Below are 21,015 nucleotides of genomic sequence, written 5' to 3'. Positions count from 1 at the left end.
ATAAAACAAAAGAAAGGGTGTGCCATAAGTCTATGACACACCCTTTCTTTTGTTTCCATTGAATATTAAACCCTGTTTCCCTCTTTCGGAAAAACCACGGTAGGCTTGAAGGTCTTAGCCTCCTCAAAGTCCATCAGGGCATAGGCGATGATGATGACGGTATCACCCACCTGCACCTTGCGGGCTGCTGCACCATTCAGACAGATACAACCGCTGCCACGCTCACCCTTAATGATATAGGTCTCCAGGCGCTCGCCATTATTGTTATCCACAATCTGCACCTTCTCTCCTGCTATCAGGTTAGCTGCGTCCATCAGATCCTCATCTATCGTGATGCTACCCATGTAATTCAGGTTAGCCTCAGTTACGGTCACACAATGGAGCTTACTCTTCAATACTTCAATCTGCATTGTTCTGTTATTACTTTTATCTATTACGGATTAAACTTAATAAAGAAATCTATAGAGGAATTATCCTTTATACTTGATATGGTCGATGAGACGGATAGGAGTCTTGCCGCAATATACGGTGATGCAACCTACCACGTAGGCGCTATCCTCCCATGATGCCACATCCTGCAGGCTATCGCCATCCACAATCTGGAAATACTCCACCTCCAGACCCTCTACGGCATTGATGTCGCTCACCACTTTGTCGTGAGTTTCCTGCACGGTATGATTCTTGGCAAACTCTACGCTCGCCTTCAGAGCCTTGTAGATATTCGGTGCGATGGCACGCTCATCAGCGGTCAGCAATGTATTACGGCTGCTCTTAGCCAATCCATCCTCGTCACGGATGATAGGACACTCCACAATCTGCACATCGCTATTGATGTACTTCACGAGCTGCTTGATGACAGCAATCTGCTGCCAGTCTTTTTCTCCGAAATAAGCACGCGTAGGACAAACGATATAGAACAGGCGACTTACTACCTGGCATACACCATTGAAGTGGCCCGGACGCTTGGCACCCTCCATCACGGTACTTACCGGAGGGAACTCGAAGTGGCGGGTATCCGGTGTAGGATACATCTCCTCGACAGAAGGAGCAAACACATAGTCAGCGCCACAAGCCTCAAGGAGCTTGCAGTCAGCATCGAGTGTACGTGGATAACGCTCCAGGTCACCCTTGTCATTAAACTGAGTAGGATTCAAGAAAACGGAAACTACCGTAACACCATTTTCCTCAACACTGCGCTTTACCAGAGAGGCATGACCCTCATGAAGCGCGCCCATAGTTGGCACAAGGCCGATTTCCTTTCCCTCCTTGCGACGATTGAAAAGTTCGTTCTGGAGGTCAACAATCTTATTGATTACTTTCATCTTCTTATCTGTTTTCGGGTGCAAAATAACAACTTTTTTCTCAAATAAGAAAGAAAAAACCTAAAAATATGCGAATTATTGCCGAAATTATTGAATTTCAGAAGAAAAATACGCTTTTTTGGAGTTTTTTTTGTACCTTTGCACCTAATTCGTAAGAATAATAATTAAATTTATGGCAAAGAAAGTATTATTTATCAATCAGGAGATCGACCCATACGTAGCCGAGACCCACATGTCTATCATGGGACGCGAATTACCTCAGAAAATGCAGGAAGCAGGCTTTGAGATTCGCACCTTTATGCCTAAATGGGGCACCATCAATGAGCGTCGCGGCCAGCTGCACGAGGTGATTCGCCTGTCTGGTATGAACCTTATCATCGATGATACAGACCATCCGCTGATCATCAAGGTTGCATCTATACCAACAACACGTCAACAAATCTATTTCATTGATAACGACGATTACTTCACCCGCCGCCAGATGGCAGCCGACGAGCAGGGTGTGGAATATAAAGATAATGGGGAGCGCGCCATCTTCTTCGCACGCGGCGTACTGGAAACCGTGAAGAAGCTTCGCTGGCAGCCAGACGTCATCGTATGTCAGGGCTGGGTAAGCGCTGTGGTTCCTTTCTATATCAAGACGGCATACGCTGAGGAGCCTTCCTTCGCCAACTCAAAGGTGATCATCTCACTCTATACCAACGAGCTGAAGGGCGAACTCGGCACACACTTCAAGCGCTGCGTGGAGTTCCGTGATGCCAAGTCGGAACTGCTCGCTGACTACAAGGAGGACTTCGACTTCATCGAGTTGGGCAAGATGGCCATCGACTACAGCGACGGCGTGATTGAAGGCGAAAGCCTGGCAAACAGAACTCTCTTGGATTATGCCAATGAGAAGAGCAAGCCAACCCTCGCTTATCCTGGCGATGACTTTGCGGATGCCTACAAGACATTCATCAACGAAGTATGCCCTGATGAGGAGTAAGCTTCAGAAATTAGACACATTTCAAGGATAATGAAGATTTTAAGACTATTTACAGCGTTATTTATAGCAGCGATGACTATTGCTGCATGTGATGACACCACCGACAACATCGGATCGTCGATCACCAACGACGTTGATAACATCTCTATCAAAGACCAGGTGTTCAACGTCACCTCACGCTCCATCGTTTCCGGCCCGGTTCTGAGCCGAAACAATACGGGTATGATCGGTAATGTGAAGGATCCTGAGACCGGCACCTACGTAGCTGGCGACTATATGACCCAGTTTGGCGTATTGTCATCATTCAGTCTGGACACTTTGGAGTACATCCGCAATGCACACGAAGGCAGGATCGAGGCAGACTCATGCTATCTCCTGGTATCATACAAGACTACATACGGTGATACCCTCGCACCGATGAAGGCTACTGCCTATGAAATGAGTAAGCCGATGAGCGAGAATCAGGAGTATTACTCAGACTATGATGCCTTCAAGGACAACTGGGTGAGCGAGAACAACTATAAGTCGAGCACCACCTATAACCTGAACAGCACGACGATGGCTTTCAAGATCTATCTGAACAAGCAATATAAGGCAAAGGATGGCAAGACCTACAAGAACTACGGTTCTTACGTGATGAATACCTTCGTGGAGCACCCTGAGTACTTCAAGACCAACTGGGATTTCCTCAACAAGGTTTGTCCGGGTTTCTATATCAAGAATGCCGGTGGTATCGGGAACGTAGCCAATATCTGGAATACCGAGTTGCAGTTTTACTACAAGATCAAGAAGACGGTGAAGAACTCTGCGGGCAACGACAGTATCGTAACAGGTCTCGCTTTCAACCGCTTTGACGGTACAGAAGAGGTGCTGCAGCTCAACAAGATTACCAACGACACCAAGACATTGGCTAATCTGGCAAAGGATGAGAGCTGCACCTACCTGAAGTCACCAGCCGGCATCTTCACAGAAGTAACGCTGCCAGTAGAGGATATCATGAAGGGTCATGAGAAGGATACGCTGAATACAGCTACCATCTCTTTCCCTAGAATGAACAATGTAGATAACAACAACGACTATCAGTTCAGCGTTCCTTCTACTATCCTGATGGTACAGAAAGACAGTCTGGATGCCTTCTTCGAGAAGAACAAGCTGACAGACAACCGCACCTCCTATACGGCTTCTTACAACAAGAACTCTACAGGCGTGAAGAATGCCTACACCTTCTATAACATCAGTAACCTGGTTACGGCGATGTACAGGAACAAGGGCAAGAGTGAAAACTGGAACAAGGTGGTGCTGGTACCTGTGACCTTGACCACAAGTACACAGAACAATGCTACCGTGATTACCAAGATCAATCACGATATGCAGCTCACCTCTACCCGACTGATCAAGGCGACGGATGATCATGACAAGGATTACACCACCAAGGACGGCAAGCGGGTGGCTACAGGTCCTGTTCAGATCAAGGTGATCTACAGTAAGTTCAAGGAATAAATTCATGGCAGATAATTTTCTTGAACGCCACCGCGAAGATTACGAGCAGCGCAAGGCTGCCTGGCTGAGACGCAAGAAGCATCTTCCAAAAATCAAGAAGCCTGCCATTCAGCGTCCTGATGATGAAGCTTTATAAAAGATTCTATATGAAAAAATCCCAGCTGGAAGTTCTTTTCCAGCTGGGATTTTTTCATATCCTCAGTTTTATCTTCTTTCTATTTTCTATGAGAGAATGGTGAACTTGGCAAACTTCAGAAGCAACTGCTTGGTTCCTGCATTCTGGAACTCTACGGTAGCCTTCGTGTTCTCGCCGGTACCTTCTATCTTCAATACCGTTCCTATTCCAAAACGCTGATGCTCGATTCTACAGCCCTCGCTGAGAGAACCGGCTGCAGAGGAAGCATTAGAAGCAGAAGAACCAGCTGATGCAACGGATGAAGAACTAGTGGTATCACCCATGATTCTATGTACAGCATTCACAGCTCTTACAGATTTGAATCCTGGTTTAGGATCAGCCATGAACTGCGAAGCTACAGGCTTAGAGTTTTGATAATCACGTCTATAGCCAGACCGGTCCCTATCCCATGGCATTCTTCCACCATAGCCACCATCAGAACCATAGCCACCAAATGAACTTCTTTCCCCACCGAATGAAGATTCAGGAGCCTCTTCTCCTCCCTCTATCAGACTGGCATCAATCTCATCGATGAAGCGGCTCGGATTATCAAATTCCATCTTGCCATATCGGAAACGGTTCTTGGCATTGGTCAGGATGCAATGCTTCTCGGCACGGGTAATCGCTACATAGAGCAGACGACGCTCCTCTTCCAGCTCCCTGACAGAAACTGCAGCAAGCGGACTCGGGAAGATATTCTCCTCCAAACCTACTACGAAAACAGTAGCAAACTCCAGACCCTTTGCCGCATGAATCGTCATGAGCGAAACTCTCGGTTCATCCTTCTCTCCCTCACTATCCGCATCCGTCAGCAGCGCCACGTCCTGCAGATAATCAGTAAGATAAGCTTCATCCATTCGTCCCTCTTCCTGGCGTCCTGCCACGAAGGTCTGCATACCACTCAGAAACTCCTCCAGGTTTTCCTGGCGAGCCAGGTCATCGGCATTCTTGCCCGACATGATATCCTCGCTGATTCTACTCTCCCTGATGATGGCATCACCCAGTTCATAGACATCCAGAGTATGCAAACGGTCGATGAATGAAGAGATGAGCAGGCGGAAATTCTCGAGCTTCGTCTGCGTACCCTTGTTGACATTCAGTCCGTAATGCTCCACATTACCTATCACCTCCCAGAAACTCACCTGGTTCTGATGCGCACAATCGGCAATCTTCGTCACGGTAGCAGCACCGATGCCACGAGCCGGATAATTGATGATACGCTTGAAAGCCTCCTCATCGTCAGGGTTGGCAACAAGGCGGAAATAGGCGATGATATCCTTGATTTCCTTACGCTGATAGAAACTCAATCCACCATAAATACGATATGGAATGCCCTGCTTTCTGAATTCCTCCTCGAAGCTGCGGCTCTGGGCATTGGTACGATAGAGAATGGCAAATTGATCGTATCCGCAATCATCCTGCCGCTTGATGCGCTGGATATTCTTCGCCACTATCAGTGCCTCCTCCTTGTCGCTGTAGGCAGGCTTATACAGAATCTTCTCTCCTTTATCATTTTTGCTGAACACCTCTTTCTGAATCTGATTGCGGTTATGATGAATCAGACTGTTGGCTGCCTCTACGATGGTTTGAGTAGATCGGTAGTTCTGTTCCAGCTTAAAGAGCTGGGTTCCAGGCAATTGTTTCTGATAATTCAATATATTGTCGATGTTGGCGCCACGGAAGCTATAGATACTCTGCGAATCATCACCCACGGCACAAACACGCAGTTTTTCCTTACAGAGCTGCATCACGATAGACATCTGCACATGGTTGGTATCCTGATACTCATCCACCAGGATATAATCGAACCTGCCGGCATACTTCTGTCTGATTTCCTCGTGATCTCTGAAAAGCTGAAAAGTAAGCATCAGGAGATCATCAAAGTCCATCGCATTCGCCTGACGGCAACGCTGCACATAAGCCACATAAATCTTTCCGATGGCAGGCATCCTGGCACGCGTGTTCTGCTCCAGGATGGCAGGGTCGCTATCGTAGGCTTCGGCAGTTACCAGGTTGTTCTTCGCCATCGAAATCCGGGCATGAACGGCAGCAGGCTTATAGGTCTTGTCATCCAGTCCCATCTCCTTGATGATTGCCTTCAGCAGTGAACGTGAGTCACTTTCATCATAGATGGTAAAGTTATTATTGAAACCGATATGCTCAGCTTCGGCACGGAGAATACGGGAGAAGATGCAATGGAAGGTACCCATGTAGAGATGCTGGGCGAGGTCATCGCCCACCAGTTTTCCGATACGTTGCTTCATCTCCCTTGCCGCCTTATTGGTAAAGGTAAGTGCCATAATGCTCCAAGGCTTCATGCCCTGGCTCAGGAGATAAGCAATCTTATAGGTAAGCACACGCGTTTTGCCCGAACCTGCACCGGCAATCACCAGCGAAGGTCCGTCAATATACTCTACCGCAGCACGCTGCGCATCATTCAAGTCGTTCAATAAATCCATTAATCAATATTTACAGGAAAAACTATAAACTATCAACTGTTAACAAACAATCACTTCCCCCTATATCCTCCTACAGCCGTGCTTGGGTCGTAGTCTTCACCCTCACGAGGGAACGAAGGGATGAATTTCATCTGATGTTCAATCTGTCGCTGGCGCTTCTTCATATAAGCACTCGGATACAGGGAGCTGAACTTTCTAGGATTAGGCAGCGTAGCAGCTATCAGGGCACACTCGCCACGGAAGAGGTCCTGCGCTTTCTTGTTGAAATGATACTCAGCCACGGCATCTACACCATAGATACCCGGTCCCATCTCGATACTGTTGAGATAGACCTCCATGATGCGCTGCTTGCTCCACATCATTTCGATGAGAAAGGTGAAATACACCTCAAATCCCTTGCGGGTCCAGGAACGGCCCGGCCAGAGGAAAACGTTCTTGGCGGTCTGCTGACTGATGGTACTGGCACCATGCACCTTACCGCCACGGGCATTATTCTTGGCAGCACTCTCGATGGCATTGAAGTCGAAGCCATGATGCTTGAGGAATCGGGCATCCTCGCTCGCCATCACCGCCACAGGCATGTGAGGGGAAATCTTATCCATCGAAACCCAGTGATGATGCAAGGTAATACTTTCACCATCAGCCACTTGCTGAAAACAGCGGATTATCATCAACGGAGTAACATATACCGGAATAAAACGGTAGGCTACTACAGCAAGAATGGTGGTACTGAAAAACAGCACCACCACCCATCTTACGATATTTCTGATCTTTTTTAGAATCATCTATCTTCTTTTTCCCTTCCGGGAACCTCATTCGTTTTTACTTCAATGTACCATTGTTAGCAGCATTCACCATTGCCTGGCTAGCATACATGTAAACCTCTACACGACGGTTCTGAGCGCAGGCTGCTGTAGTATTCACCACAGGATTAGCTGAACCCAAACCCTCTACGCTCTTGATCTGGCTGCTGGTAACACCGCATGACTTCAAGTAGTTAGAAACGGCATTGGCACGATTCTGGCTCAAAGGCAAGTTGATGCCATCATTACCTGTAGCATCGGTGTAACCCTGGATAGCTACCTCGCAGTCGGCATTGTTCTTCAAGACCTGGGCAAACTGAGCCAAGTCGTTCTTAGCGCTTGCATTGAGCGTATATTTGTTGGTCTGGAAGAGGATACCAGAATCGAAGGTTACCTTGACAGCTGTCAAACCATTGGCATCTGTAACGGTAGAAACCTGCGCATTCTTCACAGCCTCTGCCTCAGCCTTAACCTTATCCATGTGCTTTCCAATCAAGTTACCCGCTGTACCACCAACAGCAGCACCGATAGCAGCACCTACCACTGCACCAGTACCACGATGGCTGTTATTGAGCAAACCACCAACCAAGGCACCAAGAGCAGCACCAGCACCTGCACCAGCAGCTGTACCAGTCTTCTGACTAGTTCCACAACTTCCCAAAACGAGCAGCATTGAGAGCGCTGCAGCAGTAAATTTCATCTTTTTCATACTATAATTCTCCTATATTTATGTTATTTAAATGCAAAGATACGTCTTTTTTCTCCAATATGGAGGGTTTTCTAATATTTTTTTGTAATTTTGCATGCAAATTTAAGGGTATTTGTCCAAATGGCGAAAGGAAATCGCCTATTTCGGGGCGGAAATTCCCTATTGGCCGTGTTTTCACGCTCAAGATACATCGTGTTTACACGCTCAAAATATCAAGCAGAATTTAAAAACAAAATATATAATTAGTAATATGGCTAAAGAACTTAAGAATTTAACCAAGCGCGCTGACAACTACAGTCAGTGGTACAATGATTTGGTAGTAAAGGCTGACCTCGCAGAGTTGTCACCAGTTCGTGGTTGTATGATCATCAAACCATACGGCTATGCAATCTGGGAGAAGATGCAGCAGCAGCTCGACAAGATGTTTAAGCAGACAGGTGTACAGAACGCATACTTCCCTCTCCTCATCCCGAAGAGCTTCTTCTCTCGTGAGGCAGAGCACGTGGCAGGTTTCGCCAAGGAGTGTGCTGTGGTTACTCACTATCGTCTTCGTTCTACAGAAGATGGTACAGAGGTTGAGGTGGATCCTAATGCCAAGCTCGATGAGGAGCTGATCATCCGCCCTACTTCAGAGACCATCATCTGGAACACATATAAGAACTGGATTCATTCATGGCGTGATCTCCCTATCCTCTGCAACCAGTGGTGTAACGTGATGCGTTGGGAGATGCGTACCCGTCCATTCCTCCGTACTTCTGAGTTCCTCTGGCAGGAGGGTCATACCGCTCATGCTACCAAGGAAGAGGCTGAGGCAAAGGCTCAGGAGATGCTGAAGGTATATGCTGAGTTCGCTGAGAAGTATATGGGTGTGCCTGTATTGCAGGGTGTGAAGAGTGAGACAGAGCGCTTCGCCGGTGCTCTCAACACTTATACCATCGAGGCAATGATGCAGGATGGCAAGGCGCTGCAGAGCGGTACTTCTCACTTCCTGGGTCAGAATTTCGCCAAGAGCTTCGATGTTACCTATCTGAATAAGGAGAACAAGCCTGAGTATGTATGGGCAACTTCATGGGGTGTTTCTACCCGACTGATGGGTGCCCTCATCATGGTTCACAGCGATGACAACGGTCTGGTTTTGCCTCCAAAGCTGGCTCCTATCCAGGTGGTGATCATTCCTATCAACAAGGGCGACGAGCAGTTGGCTCAGATTACAGCCAAGCTGCAGCCAGTTATCGACCAGCTCCGCGAGTTGGGCATCAGCGTGAAGTATGATGACAACACAGCTAAGCGTCCTGGCTTCAAGTTTGCTGACTACGAGTTGAAGGGTGTACCTGTTCGTCTCGCCATGGGTGGCCGTGACTTGGAGAACAACACCATCGAGATCATGCGTCGTGATACCTTGGAGAAGGAGAACGTAAGCTTCGACGGCATCGTAGAGCGCGTGAAGGATATGCTGGAAGACATCCAGAAGAACATCTTCGAGAAGGCTCGTGCTTACCGTGATGCTCACGTATATGAGTGCGACAACTACGAGGAGTTCAAGGAGCGTGTAAAGAATGGCGGTTTCTTCCTCTGCCACTGGGACGGTACAGCCGAGACCGAGGCAAAGATCAAGGAGGAGACTCAGGCTACCATCCGTTGCGTGCCATTCGCTTACGAGCAGACTCCAGGTGTTGATATGGTGAGCGGCAAGCCTGCCGTAGCTCGCGTTATCATCGCAAGAAGTTATTAATTCACCCCGGTGTCAGGGGGAACAAATCCTGACACCCTATATATTATAAAAATATGAAGCAGCTGATACTCTACATCATTTTTCTGATGTCCATGGTCTTCTCAGGCTATGGAGAGGTATCTGCTGCTTCTGTTTCTTTATCCCATCAGGATTCTTTAGCTGTAGAAGCTGCTGATGCTACGCACAAGAAGGATGGATCGTATGCGGCAGAAGCCAGCCATACGAAGGATGGACTTGCCAAGGTTACACCTCACCAGCAGGAGCAGGATGCCCAGCTGGAAGATGCATCCAATGCCGCCTATCGGGTATGCAGCAGTCGTCCACAGCGTTTGTTGCCAAGTGGCAATATACATGGCAACCCATCTGCAAGCAGTAGATTGCTAATCCATAGAATCCGATTTTTATCATCCCTTTTATCAGTCATAGAAGGTGCGAAGGAGCCTTTCCGCCAGGAAACTGCCCCTATCCACTTTGATGTCGCCAGCAAATATTATGTCATTTGTCTGCGGCATCTCATCTGTTAGTTCTTCTTTTTATATTTTACAAAAAACAGATTTATATATATATTTAAAGAAGAAAATAAGATTATGGCTAAGATTAATCATTTAGATATGGGTGCGGAAGTATTGGCACTCGACGATGTACAGGTAAAGAAGGGTTTCATGGGTTTGACCATCAAGTTGATCTACAAACCAACCAACAGTGCAATCAAGATCAAGGAGAAGGAATACTCTGTAGAGGATGGCAAGAAGCTCATCAACATCCTGAGCTCTGCCCCTAGCGAGGTAGAATCTTCTATCCAGAAGTTTCCGGTATCAGCCATCAGTATGGGTAATATGAAGCTGCAGGCATGCCTCTCTGACGACCATCAGTTTGTAGCCACCCAGCTCCTTGCCTTCAAGGATTTCGGCTACCAGCCAGTTACAGAGATGGTAACCTATACAGGCAAGACAGCCGAGGCATTCGCCCAACTGTTCTAATATCCAACTGGTATCATATAAATTAAAAGGGTGCGTCACAGATTGATGACGCACCCTTTTTCATATACGGATTCTTTCTTATTGCATACAACAAGAGAAGTGGTTAGAATCCCCACTTTTCCTTGACCGTATTCGGATCACAAGAAGCATTTTCTACACTTCTCTCAATATCATCCGGAAGATTGCAGAAGAAATCAAGTCCTGTCAGCTCTTCCAGCTTCCTGATATTGACCACATGACCCTTTACCGTTTCAGACGAACCATAAGCGTTGTGGCGGAACCAGAAACCGATAGCCTGATAACCTTTGGCATTCTTCAGAAGAACCGCACAGAAGAAATACTTCGGAACGATATAACCATTCTTCGTATAATTCAGAATCTGACCAGAAGAGTCGATGGTGCCACCTTTGCACACATAAAGCGTATCTTTGGCATGAGATGCCTGGGTACTCATATCGTAGGTAAGGAAATTACGGACCAGCTTCTCCATATCTTCCCAGATACCGGCATTGAAACTATGCATCTGAGGATACATGTTGGTCATATAGAAGGTCTGTCCATTGGCATCCTGACAGTAAACTCTATCCTCAGAAGCCACGATGTGACCACGATCATATCCACTTCCGCTAAACTCCTTGCTAACCGGTGGCTGGCAATCGGCATCTACCTCCGGGTCTTTCTGGAACGGATCCCCACTCCATTTCTTGCCCATCCAAGTAGCGCCTTCCCACTGCTTTCTAGTCCAGTTTTTCATATTGTTAGACTGGCAGATCTGATAGCAGCACCATCTTGGCGACTTCTTATCCAAATCGTAGTAAGTGGAATAGGTTACGCCATAGTCAGCCGTTCTGCGAACGAGCACCGTATTTCTAGTGGTACCATTCGCCACAATCTTAGGGAATTCCAACCCTGTTGCTTCTGTAGGAACAGAAGCAGAAACTACATTCTTATTCGCATTCGAATCTTTCAGAGAGCCCTGGTCATCACCGTCGCTATTACACGCAGAGAAAGCCAGCAGGAAGCTCAAGGAAAGAAGATAAAACCATTTTGCCTTCATAACTACACTTATTTATAAATGAATAATCTATTGTAGAATATCTCTATTCTTATGGAAAAGAAAAGCGAGAACATTACCTACTCAGCAACGTTCTCGCTTAACCTTACTTATTTATTAAACTTACGTATCAGATTACTTTCCCTTAGAGAAGAGGAATGCACCACCTACCTGAGGAGCGTTCTTGTATGATGTATGATAACCGATGATGGTAATCTTATCGCCAAAGTTCAAGCCAAGCTCACCAGCCTTCTTGCCTTCACCACCCCAGCCTGCAGTCAAGCCATAGACGTAAGCAGAACCAGTTGCATCTGTCAAACCGAAGTTACCAAATGTCTTCAAATCATTCTTCTGACCGGCAAACTCTGTGATGGTACCTTCCAACATATAATATACGTTTTTGTCATCTTTCTTAGTCAGGAAGTCAGCTACTGAAATCTTGGTTACTACCTTCACAGCCTCCAAAGTAGCATTCTTCATCTGACCTGTACCATTATAGATGTCCTTCACACCAGTAAGTGTTACAACATCGCCAACCTTCAAGCCCTTCTTCTCGAAGTCGCCCTTGGCACCGATACCGTAAACGTATGTTTCACCAGTAGCATCCTTGATGTAGCAATTACCATATTGAGCTTTAGCGACCTTGGTAATGACACCAGTCAGACGATAAACGGTAGAACCCTTCTCAGCCTTGTTGAAGTCAGCAATAGGGCACTCGATGATAGAACCCAACTGATAAGCTACAGCAGTAACAGTAGAGCTCTGCTTACCTCTGGTAGAAGTGAAACCGATGCTGGAAGAACGAGCACCACCTGCATTGGCATTGGCATGGAATGTAATCTCAGCCTTTGTACCACTGGTAACGATACCCTTAACAGACAACCAGCTCTGATCAGCCTCAGGGATATCAACAGTTACGCCTTCACCCTTTACGGTCAAAGTAACCTTGAAGTCCTCACCAGCCTTATCCAAGGTATCCTTATCGAGTTCTTCAACCTTGATCAAAGACTTAGTATAGCTCAAAACGGTTACATTTTTCAACTGAGGTGAACCTCCATAAGTGGTTCTAGGACCCTGGATGGTAACCTCATCACCTTCCTCCAGCTTCAAGCTAGCGAAATTCTGCGCACTACCATTGGCATCAAGTGTACCATAAACATATACTTCACCGGTAGCATCCTTGATATACCAGTTACCATATACGGTATTGGAAAGCTTGGTGAGCGTACCCTTCACCTTATAAGTCTCACCATCATTACCTGCCAGGATTTCAGCACAGGTAGAGAATGGAGGATTCAATACACCCTGAATCACGGTGATGTACTGAGTCTGAGCACCACTTACCAACTTGAAGGTACTATTGTTAGCACCCTTTGTAGCAGCAGCATTGAAGACAACATGAGTTGTACCTGCACTACCACCCTTGCAAGAAGAAGAAATCCAGGCAGGAATAGAATCCACAGGATTGCCCTTCTTATCGTTGGTAACAAACTTCCAGTCAGCAGCAGAAGTAACATCAAATTCAACCTGTCCACCCTCTACCGGAATAGAGAGAGAAGACTGAGAAAGCTGAATGCCATCAAGCTGACCTAAGTCCTTATCATCGCTACAACTTGCAAAGAAGCCTGCTACGGCGATCAATGCGATGAATAAATATTTAAATTTCATAATTTCGATACTTTATTAATTAGAAGATGTAACGGAGACCCACTGATGCATACCAGCACTGACCGATAGCGTGATTTGGTACGAAAGTCTTGGTGTTACCATTGATTGACTTTGGAGTAGAGAAGGTTGCATAACCCTCTGCATCCTGACCCTCGTAACGCAAGATACGTGGATCTGAACCAATCTCTGGGTTCAAGTACTTCATGACACCCCAGCTAGAGTTGAAGAAGTTAAGCACGTTCTTCATATCGAAGCTCAACTGGATAGTGTTAGTGTGACCAGCCACATCAAACTTGAAGTCGTGCTTGTAGCTGAAGTCGATACGATGTACCCAAGGGTTGTAAAGGCTGTAAGCCTCTGCATACTCACCCTGATGGTTCTTCAGATAGCTGTTGGCATGTACATAATCCATGAAGCGGGTCTTATCATCCTCTGACTTGAAGCGGAACTCATTATCAGCTACCTGCTTGTCTGTTGGGATGTAGAGAGCATCATAGTTGTAACCATCATTATTGATATCGTTTACAGTCATGTAAGAGTAGTTGTAACCACCACGCCATGCCTCATAGATGAAGCTATAGTGGTTGTTGCTCTTGTCGTGGATCGTTGCAGAAGCAATGATACGATCAGGAGTTACATTCTGTCCGTTGTGCAACTTGATGTTGTTAGGACCATATACTGTAGAGATATAGTTCAATACAGAAGATGCGTTAGATCCAGGAAGTGATGTAACCTCCTTAGATACTGTATGAGTATAGGCTGCCATCAAGTTCAACCACTCCCATGGCTGAGCATTTACCTGTGCAGAGAAAGACCAACCGTAACCACGGCTTGTGTTCTCAAGTACATAAGCACTTGTACCTACGGTAGAACCCTTAGGATATACAGGACGGTTGTCGGCACCATTGAAACGTGGGAAGCCCTTGGCATCCTGTACGCTCCAGTCTGTCAATGTAGCTGCATTCAATGTCTTGTTGAAGATACCCTCAACAGAAACAGACATTGGGAATGAAACAGGAATCTGATAATCGACAGCGAAAGATGTCTTCCAAACCTGTGGCAACTTGAAGTTTCTATCTACAGCAGAGATTGCTGAAGGAACAGAACCCTCTTCAGGAGTGATGTTCTCTGGGTAACCCATAGAAATCAACTTGTCACGGAGAGCTGCTGCTGTTGGCTTACCATCCTTATCAACAACCAGACCACCTGCAAATGGAGTCATATCTACACCCTCTTTCTTACCTGTCTGAGGATTCCATGCCTTGGTTGCATTCAGCTGTGCCTGATACTGTATCATACCAGAGTTGGTTGGCAAGTTGGTGAAGAATACCAATGGCAAACGGCCCTGGAAGAAACCAGTACCACCACGGAACTTCAATGTCTTGTCACCAAATACATCATATACGAAACCGATACGAGGAGAAACTGTCAAAGAGCTGTTTGGCCACTTGCCAGAGTCGATGTGACGACCGTTATAGTCGAGACCGAGAATGGCATTGTTAGTCATCAAGTCAGAATTGTCGAAGAACAGACCATCCAGACGAAGACCATAGGTCAACTTAAACTGAGGAGTCATCTGCCACTCATCCTGAGCGTAGATACCAGCCTTGTTATACTGTACGCGGGCAGCAGGATTGTTGTTGCCACCATAACCATAAGTCAAACATACAACCTCTGGAATACCACCATTCAGGAAGTCGTCGAGACTCTTGTAACGATAGTAACCAGTACCATTACGCTGATAAGCATTGTCTGCCATCTGGTGCTCATAGTTGAGACCAGCGATGATCTTGTGCTTACCGAGATAGTAAGTTACGTCATCCTTGATATTCCATACAGTATTGTGTACAGCATTGTTCCAGGTAAACAACTCATAACCCAAAGCCATGTAGTTGTTGGTACCATCAGCATCAGCAGTTCCATCTACACTCTTCTGTCCGCCATCGAGGATATCGATGAATGGGAACTCTGAAGAATTAGTGTAACGGCTATCATCCAACTTAGAGTATGTGAACAGGAACTGGTTAGACAGATTGTCTGTGAAACGGCTGTTCAAGTCAACTGTCCAAGAGTTCACGAGGTTGTCATTGGCATACATACTGTTGGCAAATGACATAGAGTACTGAGACATACGGCTACCAGATGCACGTGTACCACCATCCATAGATGATGCGTTAGGAGCCTGCCAAGAACGGTTCTTGGTATAGTTGTAGCGTACAGCCAAGTGATGCTTGTCTGTGATGTTCCAGTCAACACGGAAGAGGAGCTTGTAATTGCTCTCGTCTGCAGGGAAGTTGGTCCATGAACCTGTATCGTAACCATACTTATCCTTAACGAACTTAGAAACTCTCTCCAAATCAGCAAGCTTGGTACGAGAGATATAGTTCACAGCATCACCAATACCATCCTCAGAACCTCTCCAGCGGTTTACCACTGTAGGAGTCTTGACCATTTCACCGTTAGCGAAGAAGAACAACTTGTTCTTGATGATAGGACCACCGAGAGAGAAACCCCAAGTAGTCTGCTGATCCTTCTCACGTGCACCAGAAATCTGTTCACGCTCGATAGCATCACCACGCATGTTCTCATTCTTGTGATATACGTAAGCGCTACCCTTGAAGTTGTTGGTACCAGACTTGGTAATAGCATTGACACCACCACCAACGAAGTTAGTCTGACGAACATCATAAGGAGAGATAACAACCTGCATTTCCTCGATAGCATCCAGAGAGATAGGAGCACCACCACCAGGAAGCTTTGAGCTCAAGCCGAAGTTGTTGTTGAAGTTTGCACCATCCACAGTGAAGTTGGCTGTACGGCCATCAGCACCTGCGAATGACATTCCGTTTCCACCATAAGGAGAAAGACGGGTGATATCAGTAATGCTACGGCTAACAGTTGGCATGTTAGCAATCTGTGCATTAGAGATGTTGGTAGAAGCACCAGTCTTCTCTACACTGAACTTGGAACCCTTTGCTACTACTACAACTTCGCCAAGCTGCTTAGCATCCTCATCAAGAGTTTCTTTCAAGTTGTAAGTTTCACCAAGCTGAAGGGTGACGTTCTTTACGACCTTAGTCTTGTAGCCGATGTAGCTGATCTTGACTTCGTAAGGACCGCCGACACGCATACCATTGATAGTGAACATACCATCAATGTTGGTTACAGCTTTGTAACGAGTTCCAGAAGGAACGTGAACGGCCTCAATCGTTGCGCCAATCACGTCTTCACCACTTGCAGTCACAGAACCACTTAAACCAGAAGTAGTAATCTGTGCCATGGCTGTAGTTACCATAAAGGCGAGCAAAGCCATTAATAAATGCAATCTTTTCTGCATACCTTTTTTATAAAAATTAATTAATAATACGGGGAAATATTCCCTTAATATTGATTTCGAGTGCAAATATAAACAAAAAAATCGATATAAATGTTACATCTGCATTAAAAATGATGTTTTATAACACAAAAAAAATCTGCGTTAAGCAAATAACGCAGATTTTCTTTAAATTGTTATTAATAACGGGGTGTTTGCTTATAGTTTTTTTGAGGGGTAGCGGCTACTCCTTTCGCTGCCAGATACTCATTACCTTGCGACGGATGGCTACTATATTCAAAACCGAAACTACCAGGAAGAGAGCAAAGCCTAAGGCTATGGCTGGAAGCATCGTTCCCTCTTCGATGTCCGGGAAGAGTGCCTCGATGAAATCCATGTAGTATCCTCGCAGGAAGAAGAGGATGACCCAGGCGATGACCAGAACCACGATGTTCAGAGAGATGGTGAGCACCTGATATGGCTTCGCCACATTGCCCGGACTGTAACCTATCAAGAGCAGATTCTCCAACTTGGAAGAGTTCTTCTGCACCAGAAGATAGATGCTGAGCATCAAGATATAGAAACTCAGAACGGAAATCACAAGACCGATAATCATCACCATCGATACCATCATACGGAGGAAATAGGTGGTCTTCTCGGCATCGAGCTTATCTGTCTCTACCTCATAACCGTTGTCATCTAGATATTTGGTGATATTTTCGTCGCCCGGATTGCCTACCTCTACGATCAGACGGGTAGGATCGCTCTTCTGGTTAGGCGCAAACTCCTGGTTGCTCCAATCCATAAACGCCTGTGGCACGAGAATCGTGTTGAGACGGGAGGAGAATCCAATGACCTTTCCCTTGAACAGTTCTTTCTTGCCACCAGCCTGAATGCAGATATTGAAATCAATCATTCCCATCAGACCATCACTGATCTTAGGAAGCGAATGGCTCTGGGCGAATCCGAAGTTATACATATTAATATAGGTACGCGGGAGGATAATTGGAACCACCTTCTCGCCAGGTGTGTATTTCCAATCCTTGAGCGGAACATCCACGAAACCATCAGGAACACTTTCGAAGAAAAGCTCACTGTTCAATACATTCACACCATTTACGCCCATCTGCGCATCTACCTTGTACTCGGTAGAGGTAAACTTGCCTATCTTCTTCACGAACTTCTGGTCGCTGACATCATCCATCTCTGCTCCCGAAAAGGTATTGGAGCGACCGCTGATGGTATTGCCCATACCTATTTTCTTGCTCATGATGAGATAGTCGGCTTTCATAAAACTGTCTTGCTGGGTGAAGACAGGCAGCACATCCTGATAAAACTGAAAACCGAAAAGTACGATGAGCATACCGAAGAGATTAGCAAAGGCAAAGCCTGCAAACTGAGGTATGCTGATATGCTGACGGAGTAACTTCCAAACGAGATTCATAATCTAAATATATGTTCATAGTTTAAGTCCATGTGCTTACCGATACTGGTCACGATGACGCCAGCCCCCTGCTCCTTCGCCTCCTTCATCATGATTTCGCCCATGATGCGGGAATTGTTGTCGTCGAGGTGACTGATCGGTTCATCTGCAAGAATGAAATCGAAAGGCTGGCAGAGGGCACGCATCATCGCTACACGCTGCTGCTGACCGAACGACATCTTCCCTACCTTGGCATCCACCTTATCGGCGATACCAAGCATATCAAACCACTGCAGAATCTGTTCGCGGCTCTTGAAACCGGTAATCTTGTTCTTGATCTCTACATTCTCCATCGCCGTAAGCTCTGGAAAGAGACGGAGTTCCTGAAAGAGATGACTGATATGACGCTTTCGCATCTCTACCCAATCGGAAACCTTATAATTGGCGGTAACATCATTATCAAACATCACGCTTCCGCTGTAGTCGTGACGATAGCCGAGCACGTAGCTGCAGAAAGTACTCTTTCCGCTACCACTCTCAGCCTCAACCAGATAGAGATGACCTTTCTCGAAGGTAACATCCTGCTTCCATATCTCCGAATGCAGGTCTTCACGCTGGGCGAAAACCTGAGGAAGAACGGAATGAAGCTGAATCTTTTCCACTTTGTTTTATTGTTTAATGTTTTTTCTTTTTACTTTAAAGTATAAACCACAGAAGTAAGATTTCCGAAGACTGGAGCAAGCAGACCAGTAACAGTTGAGATGGCATCATCCTTGCCTGTGCCGCTGCCATCAGAACTCTTGGCGAGATTGATGACCATCGCCAGCTTCTGTCCCACGATAAGCTTCTGAATCTTGGCATCTATCGGATGATTGCTTGGCTTCACCGCATACTGAGCTGTCAGCTCATCGCTGCCGCTGAAGAACTGCTTGTCATCGGTTACGCCGAAATAGAAGGAAGTCTTGCCATCGGTATAGAAATAGGAATTCTTACCCCAGTTGGCTATCTTGGCACCAGCAGGACATGAAGTCTTCCAGTAATCTACATCACCCAACCACTTGCTATGCGCCAACTTAGCAGCCATCATCATCTTCAGGTCTGCATCGCCCAGTGTAGGCAAGACGATGGCCATATCGCCATCTACGCTTCGCATGATGTTATCCATATCCACAGCTTGGTTGATACCCATCAGGAGAGTCTGAAGGCTGCGGTTGCTCTGCATCATCGGCAGGAACTGTTCACCATTTACATTCATGAAGATACCTGCCAGGGCATCATCCGGCATCGATTTCACATAACTGCCCTTGATAGGACGATAGTTTTGTGCCGCCTTCTGCAGCGCCTTGTCGATGGTTTCATTAAAGGAGAAAGTCTCACCCTGAATCTGCAGGATACCATCCTTCACCTTCATATCGGCAGCGATGACCACCTGCGAAGGATCGGTATCCTTAGGAGCACCCAGGGTAAATGGAGCTACGAACTTCTCAGGCAAAGCCTGTGCCTGAGCCACCATAGCCATAGGAGAAGAGAGGGTCTGCAGACGCTCGTACATAGGAGAAACGGTGATGCCATCCTCCTCTTCTGCTTTCAGATACTTTACCATCTGCTGCTGGAGCTGAGCCTGGGCATCAGCCACCACAGGACCCATCACGAGGAGCGCCTGACCGGAGAAGCCCACAAGCCACGAATCCTTCAATACTGCGAAATGAAAGCCTTTGCGCTCCTTCACTTCCGAAGCAATGCGCTTCTTGGCAAGCGAGGCAAGCCAGTCTTCCACATCCCCCTCATCGCTCACCTTGGCACAGAGACCGAGGTTGCCATCGGCACTCTCGAAGAGATAAAGTTTTTCAGAGATATCGATGCCACACTTATCTACATCATCCACGTGGAGCAGAGACTTGAGCATACCCGCCTTGTCTTCCGCATTCTTATCGGAAGCCATCTGCTGCAAATCCACCGAGATAAGAGCTGTACTTTTCTTAGGAATGGCATTGAGATAATCGCTGCCAGAGCATGAGCCTAACACTACAACGAGAAGTGCTAAGCTCATCAAAACCAAATTCTTATACAATCTTTTCATCACAAAAACTAACACTTATATAATCTTCTTATATTCTTCTCGCAATATGCGCCATGTGAACAGCTACAAGTCCCGCCGTTTCCGTGCGAAGTCGGCTGGTTCCCAGCGATACGCTTTCGTAACCATTCTCCAAGGCAAGACGAACTTCATCTATAGAGAAATCGCCTTCTGGGCCTACCAATACCGTGATATCAGCTGCACCGGATTCCTGGGATGCAGATGAATCCTGAGATGCATCAGAATCCATACTGCACGAATTGATTTCCGTGAAGAAATCCTTCTTCTCTACTTCTTCGTAGCAATGACAGATAAACTTGCGACCCGGACGAGGAGTCTGGATAAACTCCTTGAAACTCTCCAGCTCATTCACGACCGGTTTCCATGCCTTGTGACTCTGCTTCACGGCAGAGATGACAATCTTATCTATCCTAGGAGTCTTCACAACCTTTCGTTCAGAAAATTGACAATTAAGGAAAGAGAGTTCATCGAATCCAATCTCCGTAGCTTTCTCAGCCATCCACTCTATGCGCTCCATCATCTTGGTAGGTGCAATGGCAAGATGGATATGCCCCTTCCATGCACGTTCCTGAGGCATATTCTCCTTGATTTCATAAAGACAGCGCTTGCTGGAGGCTGCTGTCACCTCTGCACGGTAGAAAGATCCATCCCCATCCATGAGGAAAATCTCATCACCACCCTTCAGTCGCAACACTCTCAGCGCATGGGTAGCCTCCTCTGCGGGCAATTCTACCTGGTTTGCCGCATCCGGCACATAGAAATATCTAACCTCTTTCATTCGTTATCAATTATCT

Annotated in this window: 18 protein-coding genes; 6 read left to right on the top strand and 12 right to left on the bottom strand. The window is 46.5% G+C overall.

Features of this window, described 5'->3' with window-relative positions; genetic code table 11:
* Positions 1 to 65 precede the first annotated feature (65 nt).
* Positions 66 to 410: an aspartate 1-decarboxylase gene (panD, locus tag DXD25_RS02475; RefSeq protein WP_089545082.1), complete on the bottom strand. Its 345-nt coding sequence runs from the start codon at positions 408 to 410 to the stop codon at positions 66 to 68.
* Positions 411 to 470: 60 nt separating this feature from the next.
* Entirely contained in the window at positions 471 to 1,322 is an 852-nt protein-coding gene (panC, locus tag DXD25_RS02470; RefSeq protein ID WP_117661667.1) for a pantoate--beta-alanine ligase, read from the bottom strand.
* Between the two features lie 172 nt (positions 1,323 to 1,494).
* Here panC and DXD25_RS02465 point away from each other — a divergent pair, with 172 nt between their 5' ends.
* From DXD25_RS02465 to DXD25_RS02455, 3 genes are read left to right on the top strand one after another with little or no spacing between them, the layout of a single operon-like run.
* Positions 1,495 to 2,307 (top strand): glycogen/starch synthase, encoded by an 813-nt coding sequence (locus DXD25_RS02465; RefSeq protein WP_117661635.1) that lies wholly within the window; start codon positions 1,495 to 1,497, stop codon positions 2,305 to 2,307.
* A gap of 30 nt (positions 2,308 to 2,337) precedes the next feature.
* Entirely contained in the window at positions 2,338 to 3,807 is a 1,470-nt protein-coding gene (locus DXD25_RS02460; RefSeq protein WP_117661634.1) for a DUF4270 domain-containing protein, read from the top strand.
* Between the two features lie 4 nt (positions 3,808 to 3,811).
* On the top strand, positions 3,812 to 3,943 hold the full coding sequence (locus DXD25_RS02455; protein WP_089545086.1) for a dehydrogenase: 132 nt from the start codon (positions 3,812 to 3,814) through the stop codon (positions 3,941 to 3,943).
* An 86-nt stretch (positions 3,944 to 4,029) separates the two neighbouring features.
* Here DXD25_RS02455 and DXD25_RS02450 read toward each other — a convergent pair whose 3' ends face one another.
* The 3 genes from DXD25_RS02450 to DXD25_RS02440 are packed head-to-tail and all read right to left on the bottom strand — an operon-like array spanning position 4,030 to position 7,953.
* The gene (locus DXD25_RS02450) at positions 4,030 to 6,441 is read right to left on the bottom strand and encodes an ATP-dependent helicase (protein WP_117661633.1); all 2,412 of its coding nucleotides are present in this window, start codon (positions 6,439 to 6,441) and stop codon (positions 4,030 to 4,032) included.
* A gap of 50 nt (positions 6,442 to 6,491) precedes the next feature.
* Positions 6,492 to 7,226, bottom strand: a complete 735-nt coding sequence (gene mtgA, locus DXD25_RS02445; protein ID WP_187360416.1) for a monofunctional biosynthetic peptidoglycan transglycosylase — start codon at positions 7,224 to 7,226, stop codon at positions 6,492 to 6,494.
* A gap of 37 nt (positions 7,227 to 7,263) precedes the next feature.
* Positions 7,264 to 7,953, bottom strand: coding sequence for an OmpA family protein (locus tag DXD25_RS02440; protein ID WP_117661632.1), 690 nt, complete (start codon positions 7,951 to 7,953; stop codon positions 7,264 to 7,266).
* A gap of 250 nt (positions 7,954 to 8,203) precedes the next feature.
* Between DXD25_RS02440 and proS the strand changes: the two genes are divergently transcribed.
* From proS to DXD25_RS02425, 3 genes are all read left to right on the top strand, one after another.
* Positions 8,204 to 9,685 carry a proline--tRNA ligase gene (gene proS, locus DXD25_RS02435; RefSeq protein WP_089545090.1) on the top strand — a complete coding sequence of 494 codons (1,482 nt, stop codon included), beginning with the start codon at positions 8,204 to 8,206 and terminating at the stop codon, positions 9,683 to 9,685.
* A gap of 53 nt (positions 9,686 to 9,738) precedes the next feature.
* Positions 9,739 to 10,209: a hypothetical protein gene (locus tag DXD25_RS02430; protein ID WP_117661631.1), complete on the top strand. Its 471-nt coding sequence runs from the start codon at positions 9,739 to 9,741 to the stop codon at positions 10,207 to 10,209.
* A gap of 63 nt (positions 10,210 to 10,272) precedes the next feature.
* Entirely contained in the window at positions 10,273 to 10,665 is a 393-nt protein-coding gene (locus DXD25_RS02425) for a hypothetical protein (protein ID WP_147327824.1), read from the top strand.
* 103 nt (positions 10,666 to 10,768) lie between these two features.
* On the opposite strand, the gene DXD25_RS02420 is transcribed toward DXD25_RS02425, so the two are convergent.
* The 7 genes from DXD25_RS02420 to DXD25_RS02390 all read right to left on the bottom strand — a co-directional run bounded on the left by DXD25_RS02420 (position 10,769) and on the right by DXD25_RS02390 (position 20,999).
* Positions 10,769 to 11,722: a DNA/RNA non-specific endonuclease gene (locus DXD25_RS02420; protein WP_117661629.1), complete on the bottom strand. Its 954-nt coding sequence runs from the start codon at positions 11,720 to 11,722 to the stop codon at positions 10,769 to 10,771.
* A 132-nt stretch (positions 11,723 to 11,854) separates the two neighbouring features.
* Positions 11,855 to 13,387, bottom strand: coding sequence for a BACON domain-containing protein (locus DXD25_RS02415; RefSeq protein WP_117661628.1), 1,533 nt, complete (start codon positions 13,385 to 13,387; stop codon positions 11,855 to 11,857).
* 19 nt (positions 13,388 to 13,406) lie between these two features.
* On the bottom strand, positions 13,407 to 16,724 hold the full coding sequence (locus DXD25_RS02410; protein WP_117661627.1) for a TonB-dependent receptor domain-containing protein: 3,318 nt from the start codon (positions 16,722 to 16,724) through the stop codon (positions 13,407 to 13,409).
* A 220-nt stretch (positions 16,725 to 16,944) separates the two neighbouring features.
* Positions 16,945 to 18,144, bottom strand: coding sequence for an ABC transporter permease (locus tag DXD25_RS02405; protein WP_117661626.1), 1,200 nt, complete (start codon positions 18,142 to 18,144; stop codon positions 16,945 to 16,947).
* Positions 18,141 to 18,785, bottom strand: a complete 645-nt coding sequence (locus DXD25_RS02400; RefSeq protein ID WP_089545097.1) for an ATP-binding cassette domain-containing protein — start codon at positions 18,783 to 18,785, stop codon at positions 18,141 to 18,143. Before DXD25_RS02400 ends, DXD25_RS02405 begins: the two co-directional genes overlap by 4 nt.
* A 29-nt stretch (positions 18,786 to 18,814) precedes the next feature.
* Positions 18,815 to 20,173 carry a DUF4836 family protein gene (locus DXD25_RS02395; protein WP_233522168.1) on the bottom strand — a complete coding sequence of 453 codons (1,359 nt, stop codon included), beginning with the start codon at positions 20,171 to 20,173 and terminating at the stop codon, positions 18,815 to 18,817.
* A gap of 58 nt (positions 20,174 to 20,231) precedes the next feature.
* On the bottom strand, positions 20,232 to 20,999 hold the full coding sequence (locus tag DXD25_RS02390; RefSeq protein ID WP_117661624.1) for a 16S rRNA (uracil(1498)-N(3))-methyltransferase: 768 nt from the start codon (positions 20,997 to 20,999) through the stop codon (positions 20,232 to 20,234).
* Between the last annotated feature and the right edge of the window lie 16 nt (positions 21,000 to 21,015).

This window comes from Prevotella sp. TF12-30 (assembly GCF_003436715.1).
In the GTDB taxonomy this organism is placed as follows: Bacteria; Bacteroidota; Bacteroidia; order Bacteroidales; family Bacteroidaceae; genus Prevotella; species Prevotella copri_A.
This window is presented reverse-complemented; position numbering and strand designations above follow the sequence as displayed.

Excerpts from the sequence above, each read along its gene's own strand:
- panD (WP_089545082.1), bottom strand. The coding sequence starts at position 410 with ATGCAGATTGAAGTATTGAAGAGTAAGCTCCATTGTGTGACCGTAACT.
- panC (WP_117661667.1), bottom strand. The coding sequence starts at position 1,322 with ATGAAAGTAATCAATAAGATTGTTGACCTCCAGAACGAACTTTTCAAT.
- DXD25_RS02465 (WP_117661635.1), top strand. The coding sequence starts at position 1,495 with ATGGCAAAGAAAGTATTATTTATCAATCAGGAGATCGACCCATACGTA.
- DXD25_RS02460 (WP_117661634.1), top strand. The coding sequence starts at position 2,338 with ATGAAGATTTTAAGACTATTTACAGCGTTATTTATAGCAGCGATGACT.
- DXD25_RS02455 (WP_089545086.1), top strand. The coding sequence starts at position 3,812 with ATGGCAGATAATTTTCTTGAACGCCACCGCGAAGATTACGAGCAGCGC.
- DXD25_RS02450 (WP_117661633.1), bottom strand. The coding sequence starts at position 6,441 with ATGGATTTATTGAACGACTTGAATGATGCGCAGCGTGCTGCGGTAGAG.
- mtgA (WP_187360416.1), bottom strand. The coding sequence starts at position 7,226 with ATGATTCTAAAAAAGATCAGAAATATCGTAAGATGGGTGGTGGTGCTG.
- DXD25_RS02440 (WP_117661632.1), bottom strand. The coding sequence starts at position 7,953 with ATGAAAAAGATGAAATTTACTGCTGCAGCGCTCTCAATGCTGCTCGTT.
- proS (WP_089545090.1), top strand. The coding sequence starts at position 8,204 with ATGGCTAAAGAACTTAAGAATTTAACCAAGCGCGCTGACAACTACAGT.
- DXD25_RS02430 (WP_117661631.1), top strand. The coding sequence starts at position 9,739 with ATGAAGCAGCTGATACTCTACATCATTTTTCTGATGTCCATGGTCTTC.
- DXD25_RS02425 (WP_147327824.1), top strand. The coding sequence starts at position 10,273 with ATGGCTAAGATTAATCATTTAGATATGGGTGCGGAAGTATTGGCACTC.
- DXD25_RS02420 (WP_117661629.1), bottom strand. The coding sequence starts at position 11,722 with ATGAAGGCAAAATGGTTTTATCTTCTTTCCTTGAGCTTCCTGCTGGCT.
- DXD25_RS02415 (WP_117661628.1), bottom strand. The coding sequence starts at position 13,387 with ATGAAATTTAAATATTTATTCATCGCATTGATCGCCGTAGCAGGCTTC.
- DXD25_RS02410 (WP_117661627.1), bottom strand. The coding sequence starts at position 16,724 with ATGCAGAAAAGATTGCATTTATTAATGGCTTTGCTCGCCTTTATGGTA.
- DXD25_RS02405 (WP_117661626.1), bottom strand. The coding sequence starts at position 18,144 with ATGAATCTCGTTTGGAAGTTACTCCGTCAGCATATCAGCATACCTCAG.
- DXD25_RS02395 (WP_233522168.1), bottom strand. The coding sequence starts at position 20,173 with ATGAGCTTAGCACTTCTCGTTGTAGTGTTAGGCTCATGCTCTGGCAGC.
- DXD25_RS02390 (WP_117661624.1), bottom strand. The coding sequence starts at position 20,999 with ATGAAAGAGGTTAGATATTTCTATGTGCCGGATGCGGCAAACCAGGTA.